Source organism: Nocardioides gilvus (assembly GCF_003194605.1).
GTDB lineage: Bacteria > Actinomycetota > Actinomycetes > Propionibacteriales > Nocardioidaceae > Nocardioides > Nocardioides gilvus.
Window position 1 is genome coordinate 415,317 of record NZ_QHKY01000002.1, and the last position, 14,457, is coordinate 429,773.

The following is a 14,457-nucleotide window of genomic DNA, read 5'->3' on the forward strand; positions in this document are numbered from 1 at the left end:
AGGGACCGACCGGATGGATCCGGTCGGTCCTTACGGGATCAGACAGTCAGCCCTTGGAGATCCGCAACCAAGGACGGGTGAGGTCGAACTGGCGACCGCTCACCTTGGTCGGCACGATCTCGACGACGTTGTACTTGTGTTCCTGGTCGACCCATGGCCGCAGCGGCACGTTCTCCGCGCGGTGCGCCTCGTCCTCGGGCAGCAGACGGGCACGGCCCTTGACGATGACGCTGCGCGCGCTCCGGTCGTCGTACTCGTCGATCTCGAAGGCCACGTCGTCGTTCATCACGACGGCGAGGAGCTTGCTGCCCTCGGCCGTGCGGAAGAGGAGGGTCTCGTGGTCGACCGCGTAGTTGATGGGAGTGAGGTGCACTTCTTCAGCCAGGTGGAACGCGAGCCGACCGAACTCCTTGGAGCGCAGCAACTCCCAGCACTCGGCGGGTGTGAGGCTGCGGGTCGACTCGTCCATGACTCCACGGTAGTCCTCCCGGAGCGTTGGGGACAGAGCAGGCGACGAGCGTCACGCGACCCGGCCGCCTGCGGACCGCTCTGCTGCTTTGCCCTCTTCACCCACCGTCGCATGGGATGCCCCGCGTCCTGCCCGGCCGACCCCCTCCCCCCACGAGGCAGACCCGCCTACGCTCGGGGCATGACCCCTGGAGAGCAGACCCGTGTCCTGGTCGCCGGCGCCACCGGTTTCGTCGGCCGCCGGCTCCTCCCCGCCCTGGTGGAGGCCGGGTACGACGTACGCGCGATGACGCGGCGACCCGAGTCGTACGACGGCCCCGGCACCGCGGTGGGCGCCGATGTCGCCGACCCCGAGAGCCTGGTCGACGCCCTGACCGACGTCGACGTGGCGGTCTACCTGGTCCACTCGCTCGACCACGAGGACTTCGAGGCCCGCGACCGGGCTGCCGCCCGCGCCTTCGGTGCTGCCGCCGCGGGAGCAGGCGTACGGCAGATCGTCTACCTCGGTGGTCTGGGTGACGACGACGACAATCTCTCCGCCCACCTGCGCAGCCGGCGCGAGGTCGAAGGTCTGCTCGGCCTCGGTGGGGTTCCGGTGACAGTGCTGCGCGCCGCCATCGTCGTCGGACGCGGCGGGATCTCGTGGGAGCTCACGCGCCAGCTCGTGAAGAACCTTCCGGCCATGGTGGTGCCCCACTGGACCTCCACCAGGACCCAACCGATCGCCCTCGACGACGTGGTCGCCTACCTGGTGGGCGTCATCGACGAGGAGAAGGCACTCGGGCGGATCTTCGAGATCGGCGGTCCGGAGGTGATGACCTACCGCGACATGCTGCAGATCGCCAGCGAGGAGATGCAGGGCCAGCGGCTGCGCATCGTGCCGGTCCCGGTGATGACGCCGCGGCTCTCGTCGTACTGGCTCGCCCTGGTCACCGACGTCGACGTCACCACGGGCCGCAACCTGATCGACTCGATGGACACCGAGGTGGTGGTCACCGACCAATCGATCCGCGACGTGGTGCCGTTCGAGCCGACGGGTTATCGCGAGGCGGTCAGGCTCGCACTGGGGAAACCCGCGATCTGAGTCCGCACCGTCAGAACCGGGGCCGGCGCCAGCCCTTGCCGCCGTCGAAGTGGCTCTCCAACTGCCGCTGGGTCATGTCGCGGTCGGGGCCCGCGGCGTTGTTCCAGTGGGTGAGTTGCCACGCGCCTTCGCGATGCCGGCTCTCGGTGGTGAAGATGACCCACGTGCCGTCGCTCCCCTCGAAGGCTCCCGGGTAGATCAGGTACAACGCCAACGACGTACGGACCAGCCCCGGCTCCACCAACTCGCTCATCAGGTACGGCTGCTCGTCCGGGTCGATCCGGGCCGGCTCCAGGCCCAACTGCTCCGCGATCCCCATCTGGCTGTGGACGTACTGGGCGACGTCCTCCCGGTCCGCCGCCACCAGCGTCGCGACCTCCTTGGGGCCGACACTGCCGCTCTGGTCACCCAGGTAGAGGATCGCCGCGAGAGCGAACTCCTCCCCCTCCTCGGGCGAGTCGCCCGCGGTCGCCTTCTTCAACACCTGGCGGAGGGTGACCCGGGTCGAGAGCACCAGGTCGTTGCGCCCCGGCAGATCGTCACGCTCGACAGCGATGGGCTCAGGGCCGTCGGCCGGCTGGCGCTCCGGGTCGATCACCGGGGCCAGACTCCCCTCGGGGTCCTGCGGACCTCCGCGCGCACCCGGCTCCCCGGAGCACCCGGCCACCAGCGCCGCCACCAACAGCGTCACGATCGGTCCGATCCCGGCACCGCGGTCACGAACTCGTGCCCGATCTCCCACTCTGTGCATCCCCGCACAGTACGAGGGAAGCCGGCGGTCGCGGATGAGTCCCGCCACTCGGTTGCCGGCGCGACAGCTCCCACCCGTCAGCCGATCACCAAGGGCAAGACCAGCAACATCGACAGCGACCAACTCACATGGGTCAGCACCGGCGCCAGGATCCCGCCGGAGGCGCGACGCTGGAGGCCGCAGAGCACCCCGAGCAACGCCGCGGCGAAGGTGAGCATGACGTTGCCGGTCGCGGCCGTGGCCGCCACGTACGCCAGCGAGCTCCAGAGCACCGGGTTGCGTGGCACGGCGGCATAGAGCGCACCGCGGAAGAAGAGCTCTTCTGCGATCCCGGTGCTCGCGGTGATGACCACCAGCAGCGGCACTGACCCTTGGTCGGCGAAGTCGAGGACCGCACTGACCTGGCTCTCCAAAGGCGCGAACAGCGGGATCTCGCGCACCAGCACCGCCCCGACGACGAAGAGAGCCGCGAGGGAGAAGCCCACGGCCAGCGGCGTCAGGACGGGGCGTACGAGTGTGTCGCGGAAGGCGATCCGCCCCAGGTGCAACGGACCGGCCAGCAGCGCACCCGCCGCCCAGACCACGGCCAGCGTCACCGTACCGACGTAGAAGAGGCTGTTCCCGGGCTCGATGCGCACCGACCAGCCGAGCACCACGGCGCCCACGAGCACCACGAACGCGGTCGCCCACTGGCGACGGCGCAACGACGCCGAGGTCTCCCGCTGGTCGCGGGGCACGACGTCCCACAGGGCGCGTCGTATCCAGGCGGGCGTCTGCACGTACGTCAGCCTACGGAGCAGCACCACTCGGGCCCTGATCCACGGGACGTCATCATCCGAGGTTGCCCCAGCAACCGATCGTGATGACGTCCGGAGCGGGGGGTCGCGGGACGTCATCATCCGAGGTCGCTCCGGCGAACGCTGGTGATGACGTCCGGCGGGTCGGGCGGCGCGAAATGACGACGGGGCGCAACGACACGTGGTCGTTGCGCCCCGTCGTACGAGGTCGATCAGATGTCAGCGGCGTCCGCTGAACGAGGCTGCGCTGTGGCTCGAGGCGCCGCCGCCGGTGCGAGCACCGCCGGAGCGACCGCCCTGACCACCGCTGCGCTGGCCGCCACCCTGGCCACCCGACTTCGAGGCGCCGGAGCGCTGGGCGCCGCCACCCTGGCCGCCGCGTCCACCGGACGAGGAGCCGCCCGACTTCGGCTGACCCGAACGGGTGTTGGTGCTGGTGCCGGCAGCACGACGCTGGCGGTTGCGGCCACCGGCCTTCGGGGCACCCGAACGCTGGGTCTGGACCGGCTCCGGCGTCGCGAACCCACCCGGCAGGCTGCGCTCACCGGGAGCGAGCTTGACCAGGATCGGGTCGGAGGCGTTGGCGATCTTCGTGGTGGTCGGCTTGATGCCGGCCAGACGCGTCAGGTCACGCACGTCGCGCACCTGCTCGTCGGTCATCAGGGTGATGACGGTGCCCTCGGCGCCGGCGCGAGCCGTACGGCCCGAGCGGTGCAGGTAGGCCTTGTGCTCGGACGGCGGGTCGGCGTGGATGACGAGGTTGACGTCGTCGACGTGGATGCCGCGGGCAGCGACGTCGGTCGCGACCAGGGTCATCGCCTTGCCGGAGTGGAACGCCTCCATGTTGCGGGTGCGGGCGTTCTGCGACAGGTTGCCGTGCAGGTCGACCGCGGGGACGCCGCTCTTGTTGAGCTGGCGGGCCAGGGCCTTCGCGCCGTACTTGGTGCGGGTGAAGACGACCGTACGGCCGGGGGCGCTGGTCAGGTCGACCAGGACCGGCACGCGGGACTCGCGACCGATGTGCAGCACGTGGTGGCTCATCTTGGAGACCGGCGACTGGGCCGAGTCGGCCTCGTGGGTGACCGGGTTGCTCAGGTAACGCTTGACCAGCACGTTGATCGCGCCGTCGAGCGTCGCCGAGAAGAGCAGGCGCTGGCCGTCCTTCGGGGTCTTGTCCATGATCCGCTTGACGCCGGGCAGGAAGCCCAGGTCGGCCATGTGGTCAGCCTCGTCGAGGATCGTGATCTCGACGGCGGAGAGGTTGATGTGGCCCTGGCCCATCAGGTCCTCGAGGCGACCGGGCGCGGCGACGACGATGTCGACGCCCTTCTTCATCGCGGTGACCTGGGGGCCCTGGCCGACGCCGCCGAAGACGGTCTGCACGCGCAGGCCGGCCGAGTTGGCGAGCGGGAGGAGGGCGTCCTTGAGCTGGGTGACCAGCTCGCGGGTCGGAGCGAGGATCAGCGCGCGGGGCCTGCCCGGCATCGCCGGCATCTTCGAGGCGTCGAGGCGAGCCACCAGGGGCAGCAGGAAGGCGTAGGACTTGCCCGAGCCGGTGCGGCCCCGGCCGAGGACGTCGCGTCCGGCCAGGGAGTCGGGCAGCGTGGCCGCCTGGATCGGGGTGGGGACAGTGATGCCCTGCTCGGCCAGGAGTGCAGACAGGCCGGCGGGCACGCCGAGTTCGGCGAAGTTCATGTGTGTTCGTTTCTGGTTGGTGTCTCACCAACGCGCCTCCGCCGGTGGCGGAGTTGGCAGCGAACTGCCGCGTACCTCGCGAGGCGAGGCCGAGCCTCTCGATGAGGGGCTGCGGGACGGTCGAGGCAAGACTTCACGACCCGTCTGGACGCAACCTTACGGGTTCACACCCCTACGACACGCATCGTTGCGCGGACGAATGCGTCACACCGGGCAACGGAACGACGACGAGGCGGCCGTCCAGCGACCTCGCGTCAACGGTCACCGAGCTCGGCAGGAGTCAGCTCGAGACCCTCGAGGGTGTGCACGGTGAACTCGCCGTTGCCCTCTCCACGGCTCAACCGCACGGACGTCCGCGTGCCGGCACCGGCAGCACCGACCTTGCGGATCTCGAGCCCCACCTGACCGTCAGAGCTGGCGTGCGGGCTGAGCTCCGCGGCGAGCGCCTCGAGGTCGAAGGTGCCGTCGTCCGCCGTGGTCTGCTCGTCGATCCGGATCAACTCGGGCGCCTCGCCGACGGGTGCCGTGGCACCGGCCTGCGGCGAGGGCCAGACGAGCAACTCCACCTCGACACCCGGCACCGGCGCGCCGCCAGCCCCGTCAAGGACCACTCCGGTGACCACGCCCTGGGGCTCCTGCTCCGACTCGTCCTCGTCGCTCCCGCACCCGGCGAGCGCCGCGGTCGCCACCAGCGTGATCGCCGCCGTCCTGACGACAGCGCGCAACGTCGTACGACTCATCCCTCAGACCCCCTCCAGCCGTCTCCCACGGCTTGATTACCCGAAAGTAACCCTGCGGGGCCCCGCTGTCACGCGTGCCCAACGGCCGGACCAGACCAGTGGCCGCTCGCTCACGTCAGGATCCGATCGCGAAGGGGCACAGGAGCATTCGAGGATGAGATTGACCACCATGTCGGAAACTCGGCACTCAGAGCGTCACTGGCCACCAGAAGGGGCCGAGCATCCGACATGGTGGCTACCGATGTCAGCGCTGGACGGCGGCCCCGGACGCAATCAGCTCCTCGACACCGGCGATCCCCCAGGCCTGGAGCGCCGCCCGGGTGTCGGCACCCAACTCCGCCGGCGGGGTGGTGAGCGTCGCCGCGGTCCGCGAGAAGCGCGGGGCGGGAGTGGGCTCCAGGGCGCCGTTGCGTTCGACGTACGTCCCCCGGGCGGCGAGGTGTGGGTGGGCGGCCGCTTCGGGCAGGGTCAGGACCGGGGCCACGCAGGCGTCCGTGCCGTCGAAGAGCTCCGCCCACTCGTCACGGGTCCGCTCGGCGAAGCGCGCGGTGATCGCCTCGCGGATCACCGACGCGTTGGCCGGGTCGTTGCGGTCGGGCAGGTCGAGCTCGAGGATCCGGACGAGCTCGTCGTAGAACTGCGGCTCCAGAGAGCCCACGCTCATGTGCTGACCGTCGGAGGTCTCGTAGACCGCGTAGTAGGGCACACCACCGTCGAGGAGTCCGCTGCCCCGACCACCGGAGACCCCCATGCCCAACATCGAGGCGCCCATCGCGTTGAGGTGGGCGGTGCCGTCGACGATCGCGGCATCGACGACCTGGCCCTGGCCCGAGAGCCTCGACTCGAGGAGCGCAGCGAGGATGCCGATCACCAGGTAGGTGGAGCCCCCGCCGAAGTCGCCGAGGAGGTTGCCGGGGAAGTGCGGACGCGTCGGGTCCTGACCGAGACCGTGGAGCACCCCGCTGAGCGCGACGTAGTTCATGTCGTGGCCCGCGGTCAGCGCCCACGGACCGTCCTGCCCCCACCCGGTCATCCGGCCGTAGACCAGGCGCGGATTGCGGGCCAGGCAGTCGTCGGGTCCGAGACCGAGTCGCTCGGTGACGCCGGGACGCATCCCCTCGACGAGCACATCGGCGCCGGCGACCAGGTCGAGCACGGTCTGGACGGACTCGGGTCGCTTGAGGTCGAGGGCGACGCTGGGCCGTCCACGGTTGAGCAGGTCCTTGGCGCCGAAGCTGAACATCCCGCCGCCGGCCCGCTCGATGCGGATCACGTCGGCACCGAGGTCGGCCAGGATCATGCAGGCGTGCGGACCCGGTCCGATGCCGGCGAGCTCGACGACCTTGATCCCTCGCAGCGGTCCGGTGCCCTGCCCCAGGGCGTACGGATCACGGGTGTCGTCCTGTCCAGCGGCGTGCGACTCAGTCATGGCGGCATCCTGTCACCGCACAGGACGGCAATCACGTGAACGACACCCGGATCGAGAATCCCTTGCAACTCGTTGCATAGGTGTGCCATTCTCCCTCCGTGGCCCTTGAACACGCTCTCCTCGTGGCACTGCGCGAGAAGCCCGGCTCCGGACTGGAGCTCACCCGACGCTTCGAGAAGTCGTTCGGCTTCTTCTGGCACGCCACCCACCAGCAGATCTACCGCATCCTGGCCCGCATGGTCGACGCCGGCGACCTGACCGTCGAAGTGGTCGGGCAGGCCGGTCGCCCCGACAAGAAGGTCTACCGCGTCACCCCCGCCGGTGAGCGCACGCTCGCCGACTGGCTCGCCACCCCGGCCCCGATGGAGCAGTTCCGCAGCGACCTCGCCGTGAAGATGCGCGGGGCCTCGTACGGCGACCGCGCCGCGGTCCTGGACGTCCTGCGCGCCCACCTGGTCGACCACCACGTGCGACTCGGGCACTACCTCCAGCTCGAGAAGGAGTACGGCACCGATCCCGGTTCGCTGGACGACCAGACCCGCGACCAGTACCTCGTGCTCCGCGGCGGCATCCGGCTCGAGGAGTTCTGGATCGGCTGGGTCAGCGACTACCTGCGCGCCCACGGAGACGACCCGGCCACCACCGCACCCGCACCCGCGCCCACCCCCGCCTCCAGCCCGACATCTGGGCCCGACGACATGACCCAGGGAGAGATCCGATGACCTACGACCACCTGCTCAGCCCGATCCAGCTCGGCCCGCTGACGTTGCGCAACCGGATCGTCATGGGGTCGATGCACACCGGTCTCGAGGACTCCGAGCGTCACCGCGACCGCTTCACCGCCTACCTCGCCGAGCGGGCCCGTGGCGGCACCGGCCTGATCATCACCGGCGGTTACGCCCCCAACAAGCGGGGGTGGCTCAAGCCATTCGGCTCCGAGATGAGCAGCAACCGGCACGCCTCCCGCCACCGCCAGGTCACCGACGCGGTGCACGACGAGGGCGGCGCGATCGCGCTGCAGGTGCTGCACGCCGGGCGCTACGCCTACCACCCCTTCAGCGTCAGCGCCTCGAAGGCGAAGTCGCCGATCACCCCCTTCAAGCCCTCCGCCCTCTCCACGAAGGCCGTCGACCGGACCGCGACCGACTTCGCGAAGTCCGTCGCCCTGGCCAAGAAGGCCGGCTACGACGCCGTCGAGATCATGGGCTCGGAGGGCTACCTGATCAACCAGTTCCTCGCTGCGCGCACCAACGACCGCACCGACCGGTGGGGCGGCAGCGCCAGCAACCGGATGCGCTTCCCCGTCGAGATCGTGCGCCGCACCCGCGAGCTGGTCGGCGACTTCCCGATCCTCTACCGGATCTCCCTGCTCGACCTCGTCGAGGGTGGCCAGACCTGGGACGAGACCCTCGAGCTCGCCTCCAGGTTGGAGGAGGCCGGGGTGAATGTCTTCAACACCGGCATCGGCTGGCACGAGGCCCGCATCCCCACCATCATCACCCAGGTGCCGCGCGGCGCCTGGCGCGAGCAGACCGCCCGCCTCAAGGCCGCCGTACGGGTGCCCGTCTGCGCCTCCAACCGAATCAACACCCCCGAGCTGGCCGAGGAGATCCTGGCCGCCGGTGAGGCCGACCTGGTCTCGATGGCCCGTCCGTTGCTCGCCGACCCGGAGTTCGCGAACAAGGCCGCCGCCGGTCGCGCCGACGAGATCAACACCTGCATCGCCTGCAACCAGGCCTGCCTCGACCACATCTTCGTCAACAGGACCGCCTCCTGCCTGGTCAACCCGCGCGCCTGCCACGAGACCGAGCTCGTGCTGGGCCCCGTGCGTACGCAGACCACGCTGGCCGTGGTCGGTGCCGGACCCGCCGGCCTCGCTGCTGCTGTCTCCGCGGCCGAGCGCGGCGTCGCGGTCACGCTCTTCGAGGCCCGCAGCGAGATCGGCGGCCAGTTCCGGCTGGCGATGGCGGTGCCCGGCAAGGAGGACTTCGCCGACACGCTGCGCTACTACGGACGCCGGCTCGAGGTGCTGGGGGTCGACGTACGCCTCAACACCCGCGCCGAGGCCGACGCGCTGGCCGACTTCGACGACGTCATCATCGCCACCGGCGTCGAGCCGCGGATGCCCGCCATCGAGGGGATCGAGCATCCCAAGGCGGTCTCCTACGCCGACCTGCTCAACGGCACCGTCACGGCCGGTGCGAAGGTCGCGGTGATCGGCGCCGGCGGCATCGGTGTCGACGTCTCCCACTTCCTCGCCCACGTCGAGACGGACCTCGACGGCTGGAAGGCCCAGTGGGGCGTCGGGGACCCGAGCCTGCACCGCGGCGGCCTGACCGAGAAGAAGGCGCGCGAGGTCGCCCGCGAGGTCATCCTCGTGCAGCGCAAGGAGACCCCGATCGGCATCGGCCTGGGCAAGACGTCGGGCTGGGCCCACCGCGCCGTGCTGAAGCAGTCGGGCGTGCGGCAGATCTCCGGGGCGACCTACGACCGCATCGACGACGCCGGTCTGCACATCACCGTCGCCGGGGTCAGCGAAGTGCTGGAGGTCGACCACGTGATCGTGTGCGCCGGCCAGGAGTCGGTGCGTGAACTCCATGACGAGTTGTTGCTCACCCGGTCCGGCTCCGACTCGCTCCACCTCATCGGTGGCGCCGACCTGGCCGCCGAGCTGGACGCCAAGCGAGCGATCCGCCAGGGAACCGAGGTCGCTGCCGCCCTGTGAGCCCTGTGAGCCCTGTGAGTCCTGTGCCTCCAAGTCATGAGCCCGACCCTGTGAGTCCAGGGTCTACGGCACAATGACCCACGTGAAGACGAAGATCTCGGTCGCAGGTCTCGGCTACGTCGGGCTCTCGGTGGCCATCCTGCTGTCCCGACACCACCGCGTCACCGGGCTCGACCTCGACGCCGAGCGCGTGGCCCTGCTGGAGGCGGGCACCAGCCCCATCCACGACGACGAGATCTCCCGCTTCCTGGCCGAGGAGGAGCTCGACCTCACCTTCACCACCGACGCCGACGCTGCCCACGTCGACTCCGAGTTCGTGGTGATCGCGACACCGACCAACTACGACTCCGAGACCAACTCCTTCGACACCTCCTCGGTCGAAGCAGTCATCCGCACCGTGCAACGCGTCGCGCCCGACGCCACCATGGTCATCAAGTCCACCATCCCGGTCGGCTACGTCGAAGACGTACGCAAGCGCCTCGGCACCGACAACATCATCTTCTCCCCCGAGTTCCTCCGCGAGGGCCAAGCACTCGCCGACAACCTCAACCCCTCCCGCATCGTCGTCGGCGAACGCTCCGAACGGGCCGAGAAGTTCGCCGCGCTGCTGCTCTCCGGCGCCGACGCCGACGACGTACCCGTGCTCTTCACCGAGCCCACCGAGGCCGAGTCGATCAAGCTCTTCTCCAACACCTACCTCGCCATGCGCGTCGCCTACTTCAACGAGCTCGACTCCTTCGCCCTCTCCCGCGGCCTCGACACCCGCCAGATCATCGAGGGCGTCGGCCTCGATCCGCGCATCGGCACGCACTACAACAACCCCTCCTTCGGCTACGGCGGATACTGCCTGCCCAAGGACACCAAGCAACTCCTCGCCAACTACGCCGACGTCCCCCAGACCCTCATCCGCGCGATCGTCGAGGCCAACCAGACCCGCAAGGACTTCGTCGCCGACGACATCCTCACCACCAACCCCCGCGTCGTCGGCATCCACCGCCTCATCATGAAGGCCGGCTCCGACAACTTCCGCGAGTCATCGGTCCAGGGCATCATGAAACGGATCAAGGCCCGCGGCGTCGAAGTCATCGTGCACGAACCCGAGTTCGTCGAAGGCGACTACTACAACTCCGAGGTCGTCAACGACCTCGCCCAGTTCAAGGCCCGCGCCGACATCATCGTCGCCAACCGCCGCACCCCCGAGCTCGCCGACGTCGCCGCCAAGGTCTACACCCGCGACCTCTACGGCAGCGACTGAGATCGACCCAGATCGGTCTGGCCCAGATCGTCCTGGGTCAGCCCTTGCGGGCCCGCTGGGCGCGGGCAGCGCGACGCTCCAGCGCCGGGACCATCGTCTCCTCGACCCTGGCCCACGACTCCTCGGACGAGACCGCCCCGAACTTCGGTCGCCGGTAGCGACGGATCGTGCGCTCCTCCCACGGCACCCACCCCAACTCGGCGGCACCCGCGTCGCGGCGCCCGAAGACGTCAGCGATGAAGTCGTCGACCTCCCCGGGGTCGGTGACCTCGTGCCAACCGGCCCGTGACCTGGCCGCCGTACGGACCACCCGTACGACTTCCCCCGCGGGCCCGTGGAGCACGGCGAGACCGAAGTGGGTGCGCTCCATGTCAGCGAGCAGGACACCGATGCTCATCTCGAGCGGAGCCAGGGCCGTGCTGGCCAGGGTCATCCGGAACGGCGATCGACAGCGCTGTGTCAGCACCTCGGCATCAGGTTGGACCAGCTCGACACGGGGCTCGTGACGGTAGGCGCGCGACAGGATGCCGAGGTCACGCAGGGGGTCACGCAGCGGCGAGACCCGCGCCGTGTCCAGGACCGCCCAGTCGGCCACCAGCACGACCCGCAGGTCGTCCATGTCCGACTCGAGGAGCGCGTCGACGCAGCGCTGCACCCGGTCGGCTCCGGCGTCGACGGGCACGACCACCTCGACGTACGGCACCTGGTAGATCCGGCCGTGCTGCCGGCGGCCGCGGGAGGCCGGGACGAAGTCGGCGAACGCAGGTGCGTTGTACGCCTTGACCAGGTCGCCCTGCTGCATCACGTGGGTGAGACCGAGATGCCAGGCACGCGCCCCCCGGTCGGGCAGCAGCACGGCCCCGGCCTCGTTGAGCAGGTGCCCGAAGACGGTGTCCTCCCCGAGCCGGAGCGTCGGGTCCAGGCCTCCGGTGGCGTCGTGCATGGCCCGGGTCATCGAGACCGTCGCGCCGACCAGGCAGTGGAAGGCGTTGTGGCCGGCCCGTGCCAGGTCGTCGGTCTTGGCGAAGATCTCCTCGATCCAGGTGTGCTGATCAGCTGTGTTCCAGTCGTGCAGATCGACGATCGACCCGTCCGCGACCCGGTCACGCACCTGGGCAGGAGTCAGGTCGATCCGGGGGGTGACGAAGCGCTTGTCGCCGAGCACCACCGCGTGGTCGATGACGTGGTGCCAACGGGCGTGGGCCTCGAGGTGTTCGGCGAAGGCCAGCATGTCGGCGTCCAACCACATCACGATGTCGCCGTCACTCTGAGCGGTCCCGACCTCGGAGGCGTTGGCCCGCCCCCACCCCTCGGTGACGCGCACGAGGCGGGTGTGTGCCGGTCGCAGGTCCGGGAGCTCGACGGGCGGTGAGTTGCCGTCGTCGACGACCACGACCTCGAAGAGGTGCTCGGGGTACGTCTGCGCAGTCAGGGCCGCGAGGACCGCGTCGAGCGGGGTCGACCCCCAGGCCGGCATGACGACGCTCATCGACCGCGTGGGGGTCCAGGCACCCAGCTCGGGGACCTCGAGGGTCGTCCAGTCGTTGCGGCGCACCACGGGGCCGATCACAACCCCTCCTTCGGAGGCCGGAAGCCCTCCCACTGCTGGAGCACGGTGCCGGCCTCCAGGAAGGTCTCGGCCTCGGTCTCCCAGGTGTGGCCGGTGGCGTTGCGGCGCAGCACGTAGTTGAGACCGTGGGTGCGGTAGACGCTGCCACCCGAGGCGAGCACCATCTGGAGAAGTTGGGCGTCGACCCAGCGCCGCACGGGACGGAACCACCCCAACTCCCGCAGCAGGTCGCGCGACACGGTCATCGTGCCGCCAGCGACCCAGTCGCTGAAGACCTCCGAAGGATCCGTGCGTCGCACCGTGGTGTCCAGCTCGGCCAGGTGCACGAACTCTGCCGCGGCACCGACGAGGTCCGCCCCCGAGATCCTGCGAGCCATCAGCAGGTCGTGCACCGTGTGGGGGGAGTACCAGTCGTCGTCGTCCATCTTCATCAGCACGCTGCCCGACGCCGCCTGGGCAGCCGCGGTGAGCACGTCACCGAAGAAGGTGGAATCCTCGAAGTCGAGCAGGACGGGCGGGCGACCCAGGATCTCGGTCAGCGGGGCGGGATCGGTGCGGAAGCCGTGGGTCGCGATGACCAGCTCGACGTCGGCGCCCACCTGTGCGGCCACCCGGGCCACGGCCCCGGCGAGCTCGTGCTCGCGCTTGGAGGCGAGCAGGACGCTCGTCGGAGGCAGCGACGCGCTGGCCGCAGCCAGCCGTGCCACGCCCGTACGCCCGGCGAGACCTGAGCGCCAGGCCGCGGTCGAGTGGTGGTCGAAGGTGGCTCGCCGCAACCGCACCGACCAGCCGTCGCGCGCCAGGGTGTCGTCCAGGTCGGGCACGTCTGCGAGGACCTTCGCCAGCTCCGGGGCGAGCCGCGGCTCGTCGCCGCTGGTGAGCACGGGGATGCCGGACATCGTGAGCTTGAGCAGGTCGGACGGGTCAGCCGTCGTGAGGTCGAGACGTACGGCCCGGTGCCGGCGCGCCCGACGGACCACCAACTCGGTGACCGGGCCCCCTCGCACCAGCTCGGTGAGGTCAACGATCGCCTCGGGCGGGTTGCCGCGCCAGCCGCGGGCGTTGAAGACCATCTCGTCGACCGGCTCGAGACCGGCGTCGGTGACCACGACAGGCACCCGGTCGATGACATGGTGCGGCGCCAGGTCGGACGCGACACCTGCTTGGTCCTCGGGGGCGGACAGGACCACGTCGGGAGGCACCACCCGGTCGTCGGTGACCGCGTGCGCGAGCTCGTGCAGGACGTCGGCGCGCAGGTCCAGACCCGGCGCGACCGGTCGTCCGTGGTAGGCGAGCACCAGCCCGGAACGCGCAGCGTGGTCCCGGGGGACGGCCTGGTGCGCGAAGGTCTGGAGCACCGAACGCACCCGCACCGGACGTACGAAGGTGAGCACGGTGACCGCTCCACTGCCCGGCTTCGGAAGGCGGCGCGCAGCCACCGCGGCGAGCGGCGGCCAGTTCTGCGGGGGCGCCGGCACCACCGGCGAGCGGGTGGCGGTCAGCCACACGCCGAGGTCCCGGCAGTGGCCGAGGTCGGGCAGGGCGGAGGCCACGCTGCGCAGGGTCGAGCGGTCCGTCGAGACCAGCAGCACCGAACCCCATTCACGACCGTGCACCTCAGCCAGCTCGCCCTCCCAGAGGCGTACGACCTTCACCCCCAACGCCTCGGGGCGAGGCGGCAGGAACGACAGGACCGCCGACTCCGCGGCGAGCACCAACGTCGGCCCCGGGAGGTCGGCGAAGAGGTCGCGCACCGAGGCCAGTGGCGGTACGCCTGCGCTCACCGTCGCGTGGGACGTGGCTGGAGACACCGAGGAGCCTGAGCCCTTCAGGGACCCACGCGCCTTCCGGGTCACGCGTGCAGCAGCCCCTCGCAGTACGTCGGAGCCCGAGCGTCGTCGCCATGCCATGCCCGAACGATAGCCGCGTCCCGCGCGGGGGCG

General features: G+C 70.2%; 12 protein-coding genes. 4 read left to right on the forward strand and 8 right to left on the reverse strand.

What is annotated here, in order from left to right; all coding sequences use genetic code 11:
• Nucleotides 1–46: 46 nt before the first annotated feature.
• Nucleotides 47–469 (reverse strand): pyridoxamine 5'-phosphate oxidase family protein, encoded by a 423-nt coding sequence (locus DNK52_RS07305; RefSeq protein WP_110240323.1) that lies wholly within the window; start codon nt 467–469, stop codon nt 47–49.
• Nucleotides 470–649: 180 nt separating this feature from the next.
• Between DNK52_RS07305 and DNK52_RS07310 the strand changes: the two genes are divergently transcribed.
• Nucleotides 650–1,552 carry an NAD(P)H-binding protein gene (locus DNK52_RS07310; protein WP_110240324.1) on the forward strand — a complete coding sequence of 301 codons (903 nt, stop codon included), beginning with the start codon at nt 650–652 and terminating at the stop codon, nt 1,550–1,552.
• A 10-nt stretch (nt 1,553–1,562) separates the two neighbouring features.
• Here the strand turns inward: DNK52_RS07310 and DNK52_RS07315 are convergent, their stop codons facing one another.
• The 5 genes from DNK52_RS07315 to DNK52_RS07335 form a co-directional block, all read right to left on the reverse strand.
• Nucleotides 1,563–2,303, reverse strand: coding sequence for a hypothetical protein (locus DNK52_RS07315; RefSeq protein ID WP_162598667.1), 741 nt, complete (start codon nt 2,301–2,303; stop codon nt 1,563–1,565).
• Nucleotides 2,304–2,380: 77 nt separating this feature from the next.
• The gene (locus DNK52_RS07320) at nt 2,381–3,082 is read right to left on the reverse strand and encodes a CPBP family intramembrane glutamic endopeptidase (RefSeq protein ID WP_239455438.1); all 702 of its coding nucleotides are present in this window, start codon (nt 3,080–3,082) and stop codon (nt 2,381–2,383) included.
• A gap of 237 nt (nt 3,083–3,319) precedes the next feature.
• Nucleotides 3,320–4,795: a DEAD/DEAH box helicase gene (locus tag DNK52_RS07325; RefSeq protein ID WP_110240326.1), complete on the reverse strand. Its 1,476-nt coding sequence runs from the start codon at nt 4,793–4,795 to the stop codon at nt 3,320–3,322.
• Between the two features lie 254 nt (nt 4,796–5,049).
• The gene (locus DNK52_RS07330) at nt 5,050–5,535 is read right to left on the reverse strand and encodes a hypothetical protein (protein ID WP_110240327.1); all 486 of its coding nucleotides are present in this window, start codon (nt 5,533–5,535) and stop codon (nt 5,050–5,052) included.
• 244 nt (nt 5,536–5,779) lie between these two features.
• Complete coding sequence (locus DNK52_RS07335; RefSeq protein ID WP_110240328.1) at nt 5,780–6,964, reverse strand: CaiB/BaiF CoA transferase family protein; 1,185 nt, start codon at nt 6,962–6,964, stop codon at nt 5,780–5,782.
• 98 nt (nt 6,965–7,062) lie between these two features.
• Between DNK52_RS07335 and DNK52_RS07340 the strand changes: the two genes are divergently transcribed.
• The 3 genes from DNK52_RS07340 to DNK52_RS07350 all read left to right on the forward strand — a co-directional run bounded on the left by DNK52_RS07340 (nt 7,063) and on the right by DNK52_RS07350 (nt 10,944).
• A complete protein-coding gene (locus DNK52_RS07340; RefSeq protein WP_110240329.1) occupies nt 7,063–7,686 on the forward strand; it encodes a PadR family transcriptional regulator in 624 nt (207 codons plus the stop codon).
• The gene (locus tag DNK52_RS07345) at nt 7,683–9,689 is read left to right on the forward strand and encodes an NADPH-dependent 2,4-dienoyl-CoA reductase (RefSeq protein WP_110240330.1); all 2,007 of its coding nucleotides are present in this window, start codon (nt 7,683–7,685) and stop codon (nt 9,687–9,689) included. Before DNK52_RS07340 ends, DNK52_RS07345 begins: the two co-directional genes overlap by 4 nt.
• A gap of 82 nt (nt 9,690–9,771) precedes the next feature.
• A complete protein-coding gene (locus DNK52_RS07350) occupies nt 9,772–10,944 on the forward strand; it encodes a nucleotide sugar dehydrogenase (RefSeq protein WP_239455439.1) in 1,173 nt (390 codons plus the stop codon).
• A gap of 37 nt (nt 10,945–10,981) precedes the next feature.
• Here DNK52_RS07350 and DNK52_RS07355 read toward each other — a convergent pair whose 3' ends face one another.
• Both DNK52_RS07355 and DNK52_RS07360 read right to left on the reverse strand, forming a co-directional pair.
• Entirely contained in the window at nt 10,982–12,514 is a 1,533-nt protein-coding gene (locus tag DNK52_RS07355; RefSeq protein WP_110240332.1) for a glycosyltransferase family A protein, read from the reverse strand.
• Nucleotides 12,511–14,325 (reverse strand): glycosyltransferase family A protein, encoded by a 1,815-nt coding sequence (locus tag DNK52_RS07360; RefSeq protein WP_162598668.1) that lies wholly within the window; start codon nt 14,323–14,325, stop codon nt 12,511–12,513. The genes DNK52_RS07355 and DNK52_RS07360 overlap by 4 nt, the downstream gene beginning before the upstream one ends.
• Nucleotides 14,326–14,457: the final 132 nt, after the last annotated feature.